This is a genomic window from Frateuria aurantia DSM 6220 (assembly GCF_000242255.2).
Classification (GTDB): domain Bacteria; phylum Pseudomonadota; class Gammaproteobacteria; order Xanthomonadales; family Rhodanobacteraceae; genus Frateuria; species Frateuria aurantia.
In genome coordinates, this window is record NC_017033.1 from 312,282 (window position 1) to 327,277 (window position 14,996).

Below are 14,996 nucleotides of genomic sequence, written 5' to 3' on the forward strand. Positions count from 1 at the left end.
TCAGCCCTGGCCCAGATGGGCCGGCAGCAGACCGTCGACGTAGGCTTCGACGTCGAAGACCTGCAGGTCGCCCAGGGATTCACCGATGCCTACATAACGCACCGGCAGGCCGAATTCGCGGGCCAGGGCGAAGATCACGCCGCCCTTGGCGGTCCCATCGAGCTTGGTGACGACCAGGCCGGTGACACCGACCACCTGGCGGAACTGGCGGACCTGGTTGACGGCGTTCTGGCCGGTAGTGCCGTCGATCACCATCAGCACCTCGTGCGGGGCTTCCGGATCCTGCTTTTTCAGGACCCGGGCGATCTTGCCCAGCTCATCCATCAGGCCGCCCTGGGTGTGCAGACGACCGGCGGTATCGGCGATCAGCACGTCGGTCTGGCGCGATCGGGCCGATTGCAGTGCGTCGAAGATGACGCTGGCGGCATCGGCATCCTGGCCTTGCGACATCACGGTGATCTGGTTGCGATCGCCCCAGGTCTGCAACTGGGCCACGGCGGCGGCGCGGAAGGTGTCGCCGGCGGCCAGGATCACCTGCCGGCGCTCCTGGCCGAAGCGATGGGCCAGCTTGCCGATGGTGGTGGTCTTGCCGGCGCCGTTGATGCCGACGGTCAGGATCACGAAGGGCTTGCGGCTGGACACATCCAGGGGAACGGCCACCGGGGTCAGCATCTCGATCATCAGCTGGCGCAGTGCGGCCAGCAAGGCGGGCGCGTCGGCGAATTCGCGCTTGTGCATGCGCTTGCGCAGGTTTTCGACCATGCCGGTGCTGGCTTCCACCCCGACATCGGCGGTCAGCAAGGTGGTCTCCAGCTCGTCCAGCAGGTCGTCATCCAGCTTGGGGTTGCGATGGAACAGCGAACCCAGGCTGCGGGCGAAATGGCTGCCGGAGAGTCGTTCGCGCCAGCTGCGTTTGACTGGCTCGGCGGCGATCGGTTCGGCGGCCGGCTCAGCTGCCGGTTCGGGCAAGCTCTCGACCAGCGGTGCCGGTTCCGGTATCGGAGGCGGCAAGGGCGCCGGTTCCGTTGCCGCCGGCTCGGCTACCGGCATGACGGGCGGCGGCAGGACGGCCGGAACTTCCGTCGCGGCGGCCGGGGGCGGCTCGGGGACGCTGACCGGTTCGCTGGCCACGGGAGGCAGCGGGGGCGGCAAGGGCGTGGTCGGCGCGACCGGCAGCGGCGCAGCCAGATCGGGCAGCGGGCCGGCCGATGGTGCAGCCTCAGGTGCCGGAGCGGGTTCGGCGGCAGGCTGGGGCGCCGGTTTCTTTTTCCAGAACTTGAACATGGGGGCCGAATATCAAAGACAATGGTGGCATGCTAACACTCCACCACTGTACTGCCCGCAATCGCAGGGCGACACCATGAGCCGGGTCACGACTTCAGCCGGCACGGTCCGGATCATCGGCGGCCAGCTGCGCAATTCACGATTGCAGGTGCCGGTCATCGAGGGCTTGCGGCCCACCTCCGAACGCCTGCGCGAAACCCTGTTCAACTGGCTGGCACCGCGGCTGGCCGGGATGCGGGTGCTGGATCTGTTCGCGGGTACGGGCGCACTGGGCATCGAGGCGCTGTCGCGCGGCGCGGGCTCGGCCTGCTTTGTCGAGCGCGACAGGATGGCGGCGACGGCACTGGAACTGAATCTGCAGCGCCTGCGACTGCTGCCTTCGCCGGCCCGGCTGATACGGGCCGAAGCCGCCGTTTTCCTTGAAGGGCGGCCCGAGGCCCATGATCTGGTGCTGCTGGATCCGCCGTTCGCGAAGGACCTGTGGGCCCGGACAGCCGCCCGGCTGGAATCCGGCGGCTGGCTGGCCGAATCGGCCTGGATCTATCTGGAGTCACCGGCCGGCCAGCAGCCGTCGCTGCCGGACAACTGGTCGCTGCATCGCGAAGGTCGTGCCGGTGCCGTACGTTATGCACTCTATCGCCGGAATGCCGGGCTTGGGTAAGCTTGAGTCCACTTCCCCTTGATGACGTGCCTTGAACCCCGTGAACAAGCCGCCGATGAATCCCCGCCTGGCGATCTATCCAGGAACTTTTGACCCGATCACGATGGGCCATTCGGACCTTGTGTCGCGGGCCGCGCCGCTGTTCGACAAGATCGTGGTGGCGGTGGCGGCCAGCAGCGGCAAGAATCCGGCTTTCAGCCTGGATGAGCGGGTCGAACTGGCCCGTCAGGCACTGGCGGACACGCCGAATGTCGAGGTCTGCGGCTTCAGCGGCCTGCTGGCCGATTTCGTCACCGGCCTGGGCGCCGGCGTGATTCTGCGGGGGCTGCGCGCGGTGTCGGACTTCGAGTACGAATTCCAGCTGGCCAGCATGAACCGGCATCTGATTCCCCGGGCCGAGACGCTGTTTCTGACGCCGGCCGAGCATTACAGCTTTATCTCGTCTTCGTTGGTGCGGGAGATCGGCCGCCTGGGCGGGGATATTTCCGGGTTCGTGCATCCGGTGGTGGGCGAAGCCATGCGTCGACGCTGGCAACGGCCGGCCTGAGGCGGCAGCCGGCGAATTTCCGGCTGCAGCGGGATTTCATAGCGTCCCGGGCCGGTTCAGGCTGTGGCAAGCGCGCCGCTGCGAAGCGGACATGGCATCGTGTATGCTCGGTCGTCCGCGTAGCTGTCCGGATCGGACCGGGCAGCGGTTTATATCAATCAGGGTGAATTTTATGCGCAAGTCTCTACTCAGCCTGGCTCTGGCGATGGGTGGCCTGCTGGCCGCGGCCGGTTGCAGCCAGCACGACCAGTCCACGGCACAGGCTCCGGCCGCCGCGTCGCAGCCGGCCGTGTCCAAGCCCACCGATGTCAATGACAGTGCCGGCTGGAACAAGTATCTGGCCTCGCTGGTGTCGCAGCACCTGGACGGCATGACGGCGCCGCAGCCCTTTGCCTATCTGGTCACCCCGGGCGATTCGGACGAAGCCAAGGCCGCCCGCGACCGTCAGCTGCAGACGGTGCAGGAGACCGTCGAGCGCGGCGTGATCCCCGGTCAGCTGCTGGCCTTCGGCGGTGCCGAGTCGGCGCAGACCGCCGACCTGGTGCTGGCGGCCTTCAAGGGCGCGAAGCCGGCTTCGTTCAAGGGCGTGATCGTGGTGTTTATCGGCGACCAGGCCGATCAGCAGCGGGTGACCGATGCATTGAAGCCCAGTGGTGCAACCCTGCGCTACGTGGTGATGTAAGTCACCGGACCGGTGGCGGCGGCCGGGCGAAAGCCGGGGACCTCCGCCATCGGGCCTGGCACGGGTTACAATGGCCCCATGTCTCTGAAAATTCTCGACACCTGTGTCAATTGCGACGTATGCGAACCGGTCTGCCCGAATCAGGCGATTTCGCTGGGCGAGGATTTCTACATCATCGATCCGGATCTCTGCACCGAATGCGTCGGTCATCATGACGAACCGCAATGCGTGGTGGTCTGTCCGGTCGAATGCATCATTTCCGATCCGGCCCATGTTGAAACCGGCGATGCGCTGAAAGCCAAATATCACCGCTTGACCTCGGCGGCCCAGGCTGTCGTCTGAGGAACCTGTGCGGACGGTCTGCCGGGTGCGGCGGCCGTCGACAAGCAATACGGAGGATGGAGAGGATGCCGATGCGCAGCAGCCCAGCAACCCGTCGCGGACTGGCCTTGATCTGTCTGCTTGCCGCCATGTCGATCGCCGGCTGGAACTGGCACGGTCAGCATCGTCGTGTGCCGACCGAAGTGTCGTCATCGCTGCCGGCGCCAGCACAGAGTCTGTCTTCGCCCGCGCAGGTCCGCGCCAGTGAACTGGCCGATCCACCTGTTGATCCGGTTTTCGGGCAGCAGGCCGCCACGCCCTTGTTGCGGCGTGTGGTGGAAATGTATCAGCCGGATCCGGCCACCCCGAAAACCCATGCCGGAGTATGGGCCGACCATCTGCTGAATGCCGATGCCAGTGCCTCCCGGAATTTTCCGATTGCCTCTGCGGATTTCTTTGCCGGCGTGGCGCAGTGGCATGGCCAATGGCTTTCGCACGAAGCGATTCGCGCGTTGCAGGGCGTGCACCGTCTGACACCGGAGGCTTCGCTGGTCCCGCAGAACATGCTGGCCAGCTTCAGCGTCGAGGGTGATTATCTGGTTTCCAGCTCTGATCCGGCGCAGCCGCGACCCGGGGATCTGCGGATTTCCTGGACGGCGGTGACCTGGCCGCCGGCTGAAGGTGCTGCCGATGCGGTCATTCCGCCGGCGGCGGGCGCGATCGAGCCGGCCCCGGTATTGGCCAGCTGGCGACCGGTGGCTGCCTATCTGCTGGCCGCTGTCCTGCTGTTGATTGCGGCGGGCTTGCTGCTGGGGCCACGTCGCCGGCACTGAAAAGTCTGCGCGGCCTCGCAAGAATCCGTGATTCGCCTTGCGAGGCCGGGGCGGGGTAGGGTGCTCGCTCCACGCCCGGCGTCGGCGACCCTTTCGTCTGCCGGGGCCCACTGCAGGCAGGTTGCTCTCCATGATCTCATCGATGCTTTTCCGTTTTCGCCGTGGCCGTGCGTTGCCTGTGGTGACAGCACTGCTGCTGTCCTGCTGCGCGGCCGGCACGGCCATGGCCGGTCCGGCGCTGTGCCAGCGGCTGTCGGCACCCGCCCGGACCGCCGACGCGACGAGCCTGCTGCAGCAGGCCATCGACCGCTGCAGCGCGAAGGGTGGCGGCCAGCTGCGGCTGGCGGCGGGAGTGTTCATGACGGCGCCGCTGGCACTGCGCTCGGGTGTGGATCTGCACCTGGACGCCGGTGCCGTATTGCGGGGCGTTGCCGGTCAGCAGCACTATCGGCCGGCTTACATGAACTGGCCTTATCGTTTTGGCGAGGCCTTGCTGGGCATGGACGGGGTCCGCCATGTGCGGATCAGCGGCGAGGGCAGCATCGACGGTTTCGGCCAGCAATGGTGGCCGCAGGCGCAGCAGGCCCGGCTGACGGGGGAAAAGCAGACCCTGGCCCTGGGCATTCCTGCCAGCAACGGCCTGCCGCGGCCCTGGCTGATCGAGATCCATCGCAGTGCCGATGTGCGGATCGAGGGTGTGCATATCATCAATGCGCCGATGTGGAATCTGGTGACCCGCTACAGTCATGACATCGACATCCGCGGGGTGAGCATTCTGAATCCTGCGGACTCGCCCAATACCGATGGCATCGATGTCGTGGCCTCCCGACATGTCCGGATCCGGGACAGCCGGATCTCGACAGGTGATGACTGCATCGCGATCAAGTCGGGTCTGCCGGGCAGCCGGCTGCCTGCCGAAGCTACCGTCGATGTGCGGATCGATCATCTGTGGCTGGGGCGGGGCCATGGTTTGTCGGTCGGCAGCGAGACCTTGTTCGGGATCCGCGGGGTCGATGTCCGCGACGTGGTGTTCCAAGGCACCGATGCCGGGGTGCGGATCAAGTCGGGCCGCGATCGGGGCAACCGGATCAGCGATATCCATTTCAGGCACCTGCGGATGAAGGGTGTCGGCACGGCCATCTCGGTGCTGGCCTATTACCCGAAGCCGGCTCCCGAGCAGGATCCGGCCCAGGCGGTGACGGCCACCACGCCCTGGATCAGCGATGTATCGGTGACGGATGTACAGGCTGAAGGCAGCCGGGTCGCGGGACTGTTGATCGGTTTGCCGGAATCACCGCTGCGCGGGATCCGGCTCGGCCATCTTTCATTGCAGGCCGGCAGCGGGCTGATCGTTCGTCATGCCCAGGTCGCGCTGGATCAGGTGCGGGTGCGGGCGACGGTCGGGCCGCCGCTGATCGCCCAGCGCGGCGCGGCGATCAAGGGGCATGTGGAGTGAACCTCGCAGCCGGTCTCGAGGCCGCAGGTATCAGCTGATCGAAGGACCCACCGGGATATCGACCGCGGCTCGGGCCCATGCATTCAGGCAGCGCGACTGCCGCCGCCGGCGGTCATGAGCTTGATGGCCGGTCCTTCATCAGCGGACGGAAGTCACCGCCGGATGATCAATGAACCACAGGCCGGCGAACAGCTTGGGATCGATGGAGTAGCCGGCCGCGGCTCTGGCCATCAGCCAGGCCGGTGCCTCGGCGCGCGGGATTTCGTGGACCACGATGTTTTCGCTGTCATCACCGCCGCCGGCGGAAACCCGCTGCAGGTCCCAGGCGCGGACAAAGGCGATGATCTCGTTGCTCATGCCGGACGAGGAGGGGCCGGCATGGACGAACTCGACCCGTCCGGCGCGAAAACCGGTTTCTTCCTCCAGTTCACGGGCGGCGGCCAGTTCGGGGCCTTCCTCGTGGTGGCCGGCCAGATCGCCGACCAGACCGGCCGGCATCTCGATGGTGAACTGGCCGATGGCGACCCGGTATTGCTCGACGAAGACGATCTTGTCCTCTTCCGTCACGGCAAGAATGATCACCGCACCGCCGGCATTGACCCGCTCCACGTACTCCCAGCGACCCCGTTTGCGCAGGCTCAGCCACTGGCCGGCATACAGGGTCTGGACGGGGTCCTGGGCATCATCGGGGGCTTGGCTGGCAAAAGAGCTCGTCATTGCGTACTCGGGGCGACCGGATCAGGGCCACATGGTGCCCGGCCTGACCGCCTGCGACAAGCGCCCGGCCCCGGCGCAAGATCCTGCTGCCCGGGACTCAGTCCTGACTCAGTGCCAGCAGCCGCTGGCGGCTGAGCGGGCCGAAACGCAGCTGCTCGCACAGGGCGGCCATGGCCTCGGCCGGAGCGGGGCCGCGGCGCAGGGCGTCGGGGTGATCCAGCCCCGGGGCATCCAGCGCGATCCGTGTCAGTTGCCGGTACAGCAAGGCCTGCTCGCGGTGCTGCTTGAGGCTGGCCGAGCAGCGCGCCGCGCCGCGAAAACTGAGGAAGGCGACTTCGTCGGCGCGCTCGAGCAGTTGATCCAGGTTGCCGAAGTGACCGAGCAGGATCGCGGCGGTCTTGGCACCGATGCCGGGGACTCCGGGAATATTGTCGACGGCATCGCCGCACAAGGCCAGATAATCGGCGACCTGAGGCGGGTGCACGCCGAATTTCTCGAACACCCCCTCGGGTCCCCAGCGGCGATTGCGGCCGTAGTCCCATTGCTCGTCGTGCTCGCCCAGCAGCTGGCCGAAGTCCTTGTCTGCCGAGATGATCACGCTGCGGAAGCCATGCGCGCGCATGCTCCATACCGTGGTGCCGATCAGGTCGTCGGCCTCGTAGCTGTGGTCGATCATCAAGGGCAGGCCCAAGGCCTGGACCACCGCCCGGCACTGGCGGAACTGGTATTCCAGCTCCGGTGGCGGCAACTCCCGGTTGGCCTTGTAGGGCGGGTAGATCGTATTGCGGAACGAGCTGGTCAGCGAGGCGTCGAAAGCCACGGCCAGATGCTCGGGCCTTACCCGTTCCAGCAGTTCGCACAGGAAACGGGTGAAACCGTGCACGGCATTGACCGGCTGGCCGTCGCGATCATGGAAATCATCCGGCAGCGAGTGCCAGGCGCGGAAAACATACAGACTGCCGTCGACCAGCCAACTGGTGCCTGCGCTCACGGGGTCCAGTCGCAAGTCAGCTCGGCGGCGCCGGGACGCGGCCGATCAATGGCTGCACTGGCCGGCGTACCGATATGGACAAAGCCGATGATCTGCTCGTCGGCCTTGAGTCCGGCGATGGCGGCGGCCTCCGGATCATGGGCGGCCCAGCCGGTCAGCCACTGCGCACCGAAGCCCAGCGCCTGGGCGCCCAGCAGCAGGTTGTAGGCGACGCAGCCGGCCGTCAGCTGTTGCTCGATCACAGGAATGCTGCTGTCCGGTTGCAGGCAAGCCACCACGATCAGCACCAGCGGGGCATAGGTATAGCGCCGCTGCTCTTTCAGCCGGCGGGCCTCGGGCAGGTCGGGATCGCGGGCACTGGCAAGCGCGGCCAGGCGGGCACCGAAGTCCAGCTTGGCCTCCCCGGCCAGCCGGATGATGCGGAACGGCGTCAGTTTGCCGTGGTCGGGTACTCGGATCGAGGCCGAGATCAGCTGTTCCAGTACGGCGCTGTCCGGACCGGGGGCCGTCAATTGCGAAGCGGGGATCGAGACGCGCTCGAGCAAGGTGTGCAGGGGATCGGTCATCACTTGGGGTCCTTGTGTCTCAATGGCCCAGGTCGGAGGGCCCGAAGCCGCCCGGCAACAGGGTCGCGACCGTGGTGGCTTGGCGGGCCTGCTGCAGATTGCCTAGCAGTACCGGCATGTCGCCCTCGCACAGCTCGAAGATGACCTGGCGGCAGGCGCCACAGGGGCTGATCGGGCCTTCGCATTCACCGATCACGGCCAGCGCGACGAAGTCGCCGGGACGGCAGCCGGCCGAGACCGCCGCGAACAAGGCGCTGCGTTCGGCACAATTGCACAGGCCATAAGCGGCATTTTCGACATTGCAGCCTTCGAAGATCCGGCCGTCCCGGGTCTGTACCGCCGCGCCGACAAAGAACTTCGAATAAGGTGCGTAAGCCCGTAGCCGGGCCTGTCGAGCCCGTTCCAGCAAGGGCTCGAGCTCGGTGATCGACGCAGTATTCAAGGTCTGCTTTCCTGGGATCCTGGGCAGTGCAGTCTAACGGCATCCGCTCGTGCCGTCGCCGTTCACATATCGCCGGGGGGCGGTCCGAAGCCCAGCGGCGGCGGCCCCATGGGCGGCGGGCCCAACGGGGGCATTGTATCCTCTGGAGGTCGCTCGCCGGGATGTCCGGCGGCAGGATCAAAGGAGTGCCGCCCCCTCTCCCAGCTCGGCCATGGCTCATGCATGGGCGGCGGTGGCGGAATCGCGGCATGTTCGCCGGGCGCGTCGATCCAGGCCTGGCGCTGGCTTCTGTCCAGCTGGTGCCAGCGTCGGATCAGGGCCTGGCGTTGATCCAGCGGCAGTTGCTGGAAGCGCTCGAAGGCCTGATGCAGACGCTCGCGCTGCATGGGCGACAATTGATGGAAGGAATGGACGTTGGCGCGGATCCGGTCCCGTTCGGCCGGACTCATCCGTTGCCATTGCTCGATCCGCTGCCGGATCTGCTGCTGGCGCTCGGCAGGCAATCGAGCCCAGGCATCGGCTCGCCGCAACATGCTCTCCTGCCTGATCGGTGGCATCGCTTCCCAGCGAGCCTGCAACGGCGCCAGCAGGAATTGCTGCCGGGCGTTCAGCGAGGGCCAGGGATGGGGTTGCGGCGGTGGCGGAGGCAGACCGGGAGGTGGTGATCGATGGCCCCAGTCGAACCAGCCAAAGGCACGGCCGGGACCCTCCATGCAGCGGCCCGCGGCATGGGCGCTGGCAGCCCACCCCTGATTCAGGAGCAGGCTTAGCAGCAAGGCGATCAGACGGATGGTCACGGGTTCTGCAACCGTTCTCAGGCAGGTATCAGTGGGCGGATGCCGGGGCGGTGGCCAGCCAGTTGTAAAAGGCCAGGTCCTGGTACATGCCGGCATCGCCCTGACCGGTATCGGGCGGCAGCTCGCTGTCGCTCTCGGAACCGGCAGGCAGCTGCCCGGCCTGGATCTTCGGAGCGGCGGCATGGGTTGTGGATGCCGTTCGCGAGTCGGGCTGCCACAGCAGCAGCATGGCACAGGCCATCGCCAGTGCGCCCGCCGGCCACCACAGCCGGCGTTGCAGTCCCGCACCGGAGGCGGCCTTGGCGGTGGCTTGCCGACGGGCCTGATCCAGACGCGCCTGAATGTCGGGCGGCAGTTCGCGGCTGGCCCGCAGGAACAGGCGACGGGCCTCCTTCTCCAGCGGCGGCTTGTCCTGTCCGCTCATCGCCAGTGCTCCAGCCGGAGTCGCAGACTGCCCATCGCCCGTGACAGATGGGTTTTCACACTGCCTTGCGAGCAGCCCATGGCCATGGCGGTCTCGGCCACATCCATGCCTTCCAGCACACGCAGCAGAAAGGCCTCCCGCTGACGCCGCGGCAAGGCCTGCACGGCGGCACTCATCTCGGCATAGGACTGGGCGTCCTGCAGCCGTCGGGGCGGTTCGGGGGCCGTATCGGCGGGCTCCCAGCCCGGCAGTTCCTCGCCATCCTGATCACGGCCGCCGCCCAGCCAGCCGACAATGATGGAGCGCACCTTGCGGCGGCGCTGCAGATCCACGATCCGCCGGCGCAGGATGCCCCAGAACAGCGGTGGCCATTCATCGGCAGGCTTGTCCCGGTAGTGGCTGACCAGACGCAGCATCGCGTCCTGCACGGCATCGACGGCATCTTCCGGGTGGCCCAGCTGGATTTCGGCCAGGCGAAAGGCGCGGCGTTGCACGTCGCGCAGGAAATCGTCCAGCGTCATCGCCGGGACCAGGGTCTGATCCCGGGCACCGACTGAAAGGGCATCGACAAGACCGCTCACCGGCACAAGCTCCATGTTCGGCTCAGACCCGGCGGTTGTCGGAGCGGCACCCGGCTTCGCGTCTGGCTTCATGGCATCGAACGCGGAACGCGGGCCTGGGTTGACGGCGGTGATGGCATGGCAAGGGCCTCAGGCGGACATGCGCCGGGCCATCATGGCCGCAACGATCAGGCCCGCAGCGTAGTACAGGACGCTGACGCGATCCAGCTGCAGGCCGATCACCTGCAGCAGCAGCCCGCCACCGGCGTGGGCGAGAACCTCGCGCAAACCGGTGCCCAGCGTGCAACTCAGCACCAGTACCGCCAGAAGGACGAGCCTGGCGATGATCGCCAGCGCACAGGCCAGCATCGCCAGGACCGTGAGATGCGGGCCGCGCGGCCACTGCCAGTGCCGGCCGAGGCCGGCCAGCCATGCACCGATGACCACCGCGAGCCATGCCAGCGGGCGCTGGCTGTAGAGGCTGGCCAGCGCCCACAGGCCGCCGCAGGCCAGACCGGTCAGCATGGCCGAGGCGAGGGCTGCCAGCCATCGTCCGGCGCCGGCAGGCTGCGCCTGGTTTGACAGGGGGAGGGACATCAGCAGGGCATCCTGTCGCAGGGCGGTACGTGACGGGAGGGGGCGGATAGGCGGGGCTGGCAGGTCGGCATCCGGACCAGCTTGCCAGCGCCGGCCCATGCGGTCCATGGCCGGCGCGGGGTCGGTGGCAGGGATTCGCCCGTGATCTCTTGAGATGCAGACCCGTCGCCCCGACTTCGATGGCAGTCAACGACCTGCGGCAATATCGGCAGGACGAGGCTTCTGGCGGCATAATAGCCAATCTGGTCCCATTCCGGGGATGGCGACGGCGCCGGCGGTGTTTCGCGCGCAGTCCTTCCGGACCTGCCAATATCAGGATAGCTATGAGCGGTTTCAGTCTACAAAGCGAGCCCTTCACTCTGGACCGCGACTGCGAGGCAGTCATGGTGCCGCAGGGTGAGCCGGTCACCTTGCCGGCCGGGCAGACGGGGTACATCACCCAGGCGCTCGGCGGCAGTTTCACGGTTTATGTCGAAGGCAATCTGTTCCGGATCGCCGGCAAGAACGCGGATGCGCTGGGCAAGCCCGAGCCGCCGCCGCTGGAATTGCCGGACAATGCCAGCGATGAGGATGTCGAAGTGCTGATCTGGCAGCAGCTGCGGACCGTGTTCGACCCGGAGATTCCGGTCAACGTGGTCGAGCTGGGTCTGGTCTACGATGTCAGTATCGAGCATCAGGACGATGATCAGCGTGTGGTCTACGTCAAGATGACCCTGACCGCGCCAGGCTGCGGCATGGGTGACGTGCTGATCGACGATGCGCGGATCAAGATCGAGATGATTCCCACCGTGGCCAGGGCCGATGTGGATCTGGTGTTCGATCCGCCGTGGAACCAGATGATGATGTCGGACGTGGCCAAGCTCGAAACCGGCATGCTCTGATCATTGCTCGATGACTGTTGCCGTGGAATCCGACAAGGCGCAGCAGGAGGCCTGGCGCAAGCTGCAGTTGCTCAACCGGCGGTTGCTGGCCGAGCCCAGCGCGACGGCGGTGTTGGAGCGCTGGTGCGGCGGTCCCTGCGGGCCGCAGCGGATCGAGGTGCGCAAGCGTGCGCAGCCTGCACGGACGCTGCCGGAAGGTTTGCGGCAGCGGCTGGATGCCGGGGCTGACGAGCTCATCGAATATCGTCGGGTGGCCTTGATGTACGGTGGCGTCACGGTATCGGAAGCGGAAAACTGGTATTGCCCGGCACGGGTGGCGGCGGACATGCAGCACGCGCTGGAGCACAGCGACCAGCCGTTCGGTCGAGTTGTCCAGGCACTCGGCTTTGCCCGTGAAACCCTCTGCGTTGACTGGCTGTGGCAGCCCGGCGAACATGCGCGAGGCGAATGGCCTCAGGCCGTTCTGCGGCATCAGGCGATCCTGCGCCGGGCCGATGGTCTGCCCTTCAGTGCGGTGATCGAGACCTATGCCCGTGCCGTACTGTCCTTCGGGGGCCTGACATGACCGCCGGACGGCAAGACTTGGCGGGCCGCTGCGGCTAAACTCAAGCAACGAATCCATCGCGGACACCATATGAAATCACTGCTTTACGTTGCCGTCGCCATTGCTCTGGCGGGCTGCTCGATCAATCGCGGATTTTCCGATCAGCTGCCGCGGCTCAACAGCCCGAGCGCCAAGACGGTGGCCGAGTATGGCCGCTGCCTGACGGACAAGTGGGGGGCGCTGGGTGGCCATGTCCAGACCAAGACCGAAAAGAAGAGCGATGTGCTCTATGTCTATGCCGATGATGGCAAGGCCGGTCTGCGTGACCGGGCCAATATCACGGTGGGCTTCACCGGCACGGGCTCGCAGGTGCTGCTGTATGAAATCCAGTCGCATCGGCCGCTGGAAATGAAGTACCGCACCGCGGCCATCAGCTGCCTGTAAGCGTTTCTCTGGATGGTCCCGGGCGGAAGTGCTTCCGCCCGACCGGACCGGTTCCGGCTCAGCGGGCCGGGCGCGGCACGTCGCGGACGACGATGTTCTTGCCGCTGACATCGATCATGCCCTGATCTTCCAGCTGCTTGAGTACCCGGCCCACCATTTCGCGCGAGCAGCCGACGATGCGGCTCATTTCCTGACGCGAGATACGCACCTGGGTTCCATCCGGGTGACTGACTGCATCGGGCTCGTCGCAGAGATCGAGCAAGGTCCGCGAGACCCGGTCGATCACGTCGAGAAACGCCATCCGGCTGACCTGACGGGAAGTGCGACGCAGGCGGTTGGCGAGTTGCGAGGCCATCGCGAACAGCAGTTTGGGGCATTCATCGCGCAGGGGCCCCTGCATCAGTTCCAGCAGATTGGCATAGCTGATGTCAGCCATCTCGCAGGATGTGCGGGTGCGGACCAGACTGTCACGTTCAGCCTGGTTGACGAACAAGCCCATCTCGCCGATGAACTGGCCGGGATTGATATAGGCCAGGATCAACTCACGACCCTGTTCGTCCTCGGTACACACGGCCAGCGAGCCATCGATCACGTAATACAATGTATTGGCAGGGTCACCCGGCAGGATGATGGTGGTCTTGGCGGGGTAGCGGCGACGATGGCAGGCAGCGAGAAACCGTTCCATGGCCGCCGGATCCGGGGCCAGCGCCTTGGGCGCCTGGGATTTTTCGAAGTTTTGCTGCAGTAGGTATTCGAGTCGAGCCATTACGGGTGGTCCAGTGATTGGGCGGAACGTGACGTGCGCATGTGGGAATCCGGTTCGTCGCCTCCCTGCATCGAGCAACGTTCCATCTTACTAACTAACGCGGCATAGTCGCATGGTATGACGGGCAAATATTCAAATTTGATTCGTATTGGCGCATACTGAGAGGTCATATGCAGGCGGGTGACGATACACGGCCTGTCATATTCAAGCTGCAAACTTTGCAGGATCGCCCTTCCTCCAGCGGGGACCCCCTCGTCGCTAACCCGCCTCCACCGTAGACACCTTATACCAAGGTCCTTGGAGACTCGCTGTGGTAAAACCGCTTCCGCGCCTGCGCCTGCAGGGCTTCAACAATCTGACCAAGGCGCTGAGCTTCAATATCTACGATATCTGCTATGCAGTGTCGGAAGATCAGCGTCAGCGCTATATCGAGTATATCGACGAGCAGTACGATGCTGACCGTCTGACCCAGATTCTGACGGATGTCGCCGAGATCATCGGTGCCAACATCCTCAACGTGGCGCGCCAGGATTACGATCCGCAGGGTGCCTCGGTGACGATCCTGATTTCCGAAGAGCCGGTGGTCGAAAAACTGGGCCGTGACTCGATCGCCGGTGCCGTGGTGGCGCATATGGACAAGAGCCATATCACTGTCCACACCTACCCTGAAACTCACCCGCACAATGGTATCGCCACCTTCCGTGCCGATATCGACGTGGCTACCTGCGGCGTCATTTCGCCGCTGAAGGCGCTGAACTACCTGATCGACAGCTTCGAGTCGGACATCGTGGTGATGGATTACCGGGTGCGCGGTTTCACCCGTGACGTGAAGGGCAAGAAGCACTTCATCGATCACAAGATCAACTCGGTGCAAGACTATCTGGCGCGTCATATCCGCCAGAAGTACGAGATGTTCGATGTGAACGTGTATCAGGAAAACATGTTCCACACCAAGATGCACATCAAGGATTTCGATCTGGACAACTACCTGTTCGAAGCCAATGCCTCGGACCTGTCGTTCAAGGAGCGCCAGCGCATCGAATCCCTGCTGCGCAGGGAAATCGAAGAGCTGTTCCATGGCCGCAATCTGATGTGATTCCGACGGCCTGACGGTCTGGAAAACCCCGCCTTTCGGCGGGGTTTTTTTATGCTGCAATGCAGCAATATCGCATGCAGCATTTCATTCAACGAGAGGTCTCGAGCCGGTTTCGCAAGAATGTGCGACTCTCTGATGGGTGAATAGGAGTACCATGACAGGTCACTTGGCGGCGTTGCGCGCAAGCATGGTGTCGTCAGGTGCGTATTCAATATCCATCAGATGAGGTAGCGCCATGAAGCTTTGGAACAAGCCTGTGATCCAGGAAGTGTGCGTGGGTTGCGAAATCAACTCCTACTACTCCGGCGACTTCTGAAGCCGTCGGTTGCCTTGATCGGGCAAGGCCGCCGTTTCCGGCGGCCTCTTTCGTTGTGGCCCTGCCACTTG

At 65.3% G+C, this 14,996-nt stretch carries 21 protein-coding genes; 11 read left to right on the forward strand and 10 right to left on the reverse strand.

Translation table 11 applies throughout. The features are described 5' to 3' along the window. Complete coding sequence (ftsY, locus tag FRAAU_RS01300) at positions 1-1,284, reverse strand: signal recognition particle-docking protein FtsY (protein WP_014401763.1); 1,284 nt, start codon at positions 1,282-1,284, stop codon at positions 1-3. A gap of 76 nt (positions 1,285-1,360) precedes the next feature. On the opposite strand from ftsY, the gene rsmD reads away from it, so the two are divergent. The 6 genes from rsmD (at position 1,361) to FRAAU_RS01330 (ending at position 5,784) form a co-directional block, all read left to right on the forward strand. Further along, complete coding sequence (rsmD, locus tag FRAAU_RS01305) at positions 1,361-1,945, forward strand: 16S rRNA (guanine(966)-N(2))-methyltransferase RsmD (RefSeq protein ID WP_014401764.1); 585 nt, start codon at positions 1,361-1,363, stop codon at positions 1,943-1,945. A gap of 55 nt (positions 1,946-2,000) precedes the next feature. Further along, positions 2,001-2,492, forward strand: a complete 492-nt coding sequence (gene coaD / locus FRAAU_RS01310) for a pantetheine-phosphate adenylyltransferase (RefSeq protein ID WP_014401765.1) — start codon at positions 2,001-2,003, stop codon at positions 2,490-2,492. A gap of 172 nt (positions 2,493-2,664) precedes the next feature. Next, on the forward strand, positions 2,665-3,174 hold the full coding sequence (locus FRAAU_RS01315; protein WP_014401766.1) for a hypothetical protein: 510 nt from the start codon (positions 2,665-2,667) through the stop codon (positions 3,172-3,174). A 78-nt stretch (positions 3,175-3,252) separates the two neighbouring features. Then, positions 3,253-3,516 carry a YfhL family 4Fe-4S dicluster ferredoxin gene (locus FRAAU_RS01320; RefSeq protein WP_014401767.1) on the forward strand — a complete coding sequence of 88 codons (264 nt, stop codon included), beginning with the start codon at positions 3,253-3,255 and terminating at the stop codon, positions 3,514-3,516. Positions 3,517-3,587: 71 nt separating this feature from the next. Then, a complete protein-coding gene (locus tag FRAAU_RS16290) occupies positions 3,588-4,328 on the forward strand; it encodes a TMEM43 family protein (RefSeq protein WP_169314740.1) in 741 nt (246 codons plus the stop codon). A gap of 142 nt (positions 4,329-4,470) precedes the next feature. Beyond that, positions 4,471-5,784 carry a glycoside hydrolase family 28 protein gene (locus FRAAU_RS01330; RefSeq protein ID WP_052317760.1) on the forward strand — a complete coding sequence of 438 codons (1,314 nt, stop codon included), beginning with the start codon at positions 4,471-4,473 and terminating at the stop codon, positions 5,782-5,784. A 138-nt stretch (positions 5,785-5,922) separates the two neighbouring features. Here FRAAU_RS01330 and FRAAU_RS01335 read toward each other — a convergent pair whose 3' ends face one another. The 8 genes from FRAAU_RS01335 to FRAAU_RS01370 all read right to left on the reverse strand — a co-directional run bounded on the left by FRAAU_RS01335 (position 5,923) and on the right by FRAAU_RS01370 (position 10,878). Next, positions 5,923-6,501 carry an NUDIX hydrolase gene (locus tag FRAAU_RS01335; RefSeq protein WP_014401770.1) on the reverse strand — a complete coding sequence of 193 codons (579 nt, stop codon included), beginning with the start codon at positions 6,499-6,501 and terminating at the stop codon, positions 5,923-5,925. Between the two features lie 97 nt (positions 6,502-6,598). Further along, the gene (locus FRAAU_RS01340) at positions 6,599-7,501 is read right to left on the reverse strand and encodes a 5'-3' exonuclease (protein WP_052317953.1); all 903 of its coding nucleotides are present in this window, start codon (positions 7,499-7,501) and stop codon (positions 6,599-6,601) included. Then, the gene (locus FRAAU_RS01345) at positions 7,489-8,058 is read right to left on the reverse strand and encodes a nitroreductase family protein (protein ID WP_014401772.1); all 570 of its coding nucleotides are present in this window, start codon (positions 8,056-8,058) and stop codon (positions 7,489-7,491) included. Before FRAAU_RS01345 ends, FRAAU_RS01340 begins: the two co-directional genes overlap by 13 nt. A gap of 19 nt (positions 8,059-8,077) precedes the next feature. Beyond that, entirely contained in the window at positions 8,078-8,500 is a 423-nt protein-coding gene (locus FRAAU_RS01350; RefSeq protein ID WP_014401773.1) for a cytidine deaminase, read from the reverse strand. A gap of 62 nt (positions 8,501-8,562) precedes the next feature. Continuing rightward, positions 8,563-9,297, reverse strand: a complete 735-nt coding sequence (locus FRAAU_RS01355; RefSeq protein ID WP_014401774.1) for a DUF3106 domain-containing protein — start codon at positions 9,295-9,297, stop codon at positions 8,563-8,565. Between the two features lie 28 nt (positions 9,298-9,325). Continuing rightward, positions 9,326-9,721 (reverse strand): hypothetical protein, encoded by a 396-nt coding sequence (locus FRAAU_RS17370; protein WP_014401775.1) that lies wholly within the window; start codon positions 9,719-9,721, stop codon positions 9,326-9,328. Continuing rightward, the gene (locus FRAAU_RS01365) at positions 9,718-10,317 is read right to left on the reverse strand and encodes an RNA polymerase sigma factor (RefSeq protein WP_014401776.1); all 600 of its coding nucleotides are present in this window, start codon (positions 10,315-10,317) and stop codon (positions 9,718-9,720) included. The genes FRAAU_RS17370 and FRAAU_RS01365 overlap by 4 nt, the downstream gene beginning before the upstream one ends. 114 nt (positions 10,318-10,431) lie before the next feature. Beyond that, entirely contained in the window at positions 10,432-10,878 is a 447-nt protein-coding gene (locus FRAAU_RS01370; protein WP_014401777.1) for a hypothetical protein, read from the reverse strand. 323 nt (positions 10,879-11,201) lie between these two features. Here FRAAU_RS01370 and sufT point away from each other — a divergent pair, with 323 nt between their 5' ends. From sufT to FRAAU_RS01385, 3 genes are all read left to right on the forward strand, one after another. Further along, positions 11,202-11,759, forward strand: a complete 558-nt coding sequence (sufT, locus tag FRAAU_RS01375; RefSeq protein WP_014401778.1) for a putative Fe-S cluster assembly protein SufT — start codon at positions 11,202-11,204, stop codon at positions 11,757-11,759. 10 nt (positions 11,760-11,769) lie between these two features. After that, positions 11,770-12,324: a hypothetical protein gene (locus tag FRAAU_RS01380; RefSeq protein WP_014401779.1), complete on the forward strand. Its 555-nt coding sequence runs from the start codon at positions 11,770-11,772 to the stop codon at positions 12,322-12,324. A gap of 69 nt (positions 12,325-12,393) precedes the next feature. After that, complete coding sequence (locus FRAAU_RS01385; RefSeq protein WP_014401780.1) at positions 12,394-12,747, forward strand: hypothetical protein; 354 nt, start codon at positions 12,394-12,396, stop codon at positions 12,745-12,747. A gap of 58 nt (positions 12,748-12,805) precedes the next feature. On the opposite strand, the gene crp is transcribed toward FRAAU_RS01385, so the two are convergent. After that, positions 12,806-13,513: a cAMP-activated global transcriptional regulator CRP gene (gene crp / locus FRAAU_RS01390; RefSeq protein WP_014401781.1), complete on the reverse strand. Its 708-nt coding sequence runs from the start codon at positions 13,511-13,513 to the stop codon at positions 12,806-12,808. 310 nt (positions 13,514-13,823) lie between these two features. On the opposite strand from crp, the gene speD reads away from it, so the two are divergent. Beyond that, the gene (gene speD / locus FRAAU_RS01395; protein WP_014401782.1) at positions 13,824-14,609 is read left to right on the forward strand and encodes an adenosylmethionine decarboxylase; all 786 of its coding nucleotides are present in this window, start codon (positions 13,824-13,826) and stop codon (positions 14,607-14,609) included. A gap of 235 nt (positions 14,610-14,844) precedes the next feature. Continuing rightward, on the forward strand, positions 14,845-14,925 hold the full coding sequence (gene pqqA, locus FRAAU_RS17920) for a pyrroloquinoline quinone precursor peptide PqqA (RefSeq protein WP_083841097.1): 81 nt from the start codon (positions 14,845-14,847) through the stop codon (positions 14,923-14,925). The last annotated feature ends 71 nt before the right edge of the window (positions 14,926-14,996 follow it).

Bases quoted from the DNA above. Each gene is read 5' to 3' on its own strand.
- FRAAU_RS01380 (WP_014401779.1), top strand. From the start codon at position 11,770: ATGACTGTTGCCGTGGAATCCGACAAGGCGCAGCAGGAGGCCTGGCGC.
- FRAAU_RS16290 (WP_169314740.1), top strand. From the start codon at position 3,588: ATGCGCAGCAGCCCAGCAACCCGTCGCGGACTGGCCTTGATCTGTCTG.
- coaD (WP_014401765.1), top strand. From the start codon at position 2,001: ATGAATCCCCGCCTGGCGATCTATCCAGGAACTTTTGACCCGATCACG.
- FRAAU_RS01365 (WP_014401776.1), bottom strand. From the start codon at position 10,317: ATGGAGCTTGTGCCGGTGAGCGGTCTTGTCGATGCCCTTTCAGTCGGT.
- FRAAU_RS01315 (WP_014401766.1), top strand. From the start codon at position 2,665: ATGCGCAAGTCTCTACTCAGCCTGGCTCTGGCGATGGGTGGCCTGCTG.
- FRAAU_RS01345 (WP_014401772.1), bottom strand. From the start codon at position 8,058: ATGACCGATCCCCTGCACACCTTGCTCGAGCGCGTCTCGATCCCCGCT.
- FRAAU_RS01385 (WP_014401780.1), top strand. From the start codon at position 12,394: ATGAAATCACTGCTTTACGTTGCCGTCGCCATTGCTCTGGCGGGCTGC.
- FRAAU_RS01320 (WP_014401767.1), top strand. From the start codon at position 3,253: ATGTCTCTGAAAATTCTCGACACCTGTGTCAATTGCGACGTATGCGAA.
- FRAAU_RS17370 (WP_014401775.1), bottom strand. From the start codon at position 9,721: ATGAGCGGACAGGACAAGCCGCCGCTGGAGAAGGAGGCCCGTCGCCTG.
- sufT (WP_014401778.1), top strand. From the start codon at position 11,202: ATGAGCGGTTTCAGTCTACAAAGCGAGCCCTTCACTCTGGACCGCGAC.
- ftsY (WP_014401763.1), bottom strand. From the start codon at position 1,284: ATGTTCAAGTTCTGGAAAAAGAAACCGGCGCCCCAGCCTGCCGCCGAA.
- crp (WP_014401781.1), bottom strand. From the start codon at position 13,513: ATGGCTCGACTCGAATACCTACTGCAGCAAAACTTCGAAAAATCCCAG.
- FRAAU_RS01335 (WP_014401770.1), bottom strand. From the start codon at position 6,501: ATGACGAGCTCTTTTGCCAGCCAAGCCCCCGATGATGCCCAGGACCCC.
- rsmD (WP_014401764.1), top strand. From the start codon at position 1,361: ATGAGCCGGGTCACGACTTCAGCCGGCACGGTCCGGATCATCGGCGGC.
- FRAAU_RS01330 (WP_052317760.1), top strand. From the start codon at position 4,471: ATGCTTTTCCGTTTTCGCCGTGGCCGTGCGTTGCCTGTGGTGACAGCA.
- pqqA (WP_083841097.1), top strand. From the start codon at position 14,845: ATGAAGCTTTGGAACAAGCCTGTGATCCAGGAAGTGTGCGTGGGTTGC.
- FRAAU_RS01370 (WP_014401777.1), bottom strand. From the start codon at position 10,878: ATGTCCCTCCCCCTGTCAAACCAGGCGCAGCCTGCCGGCGCCGGACGA.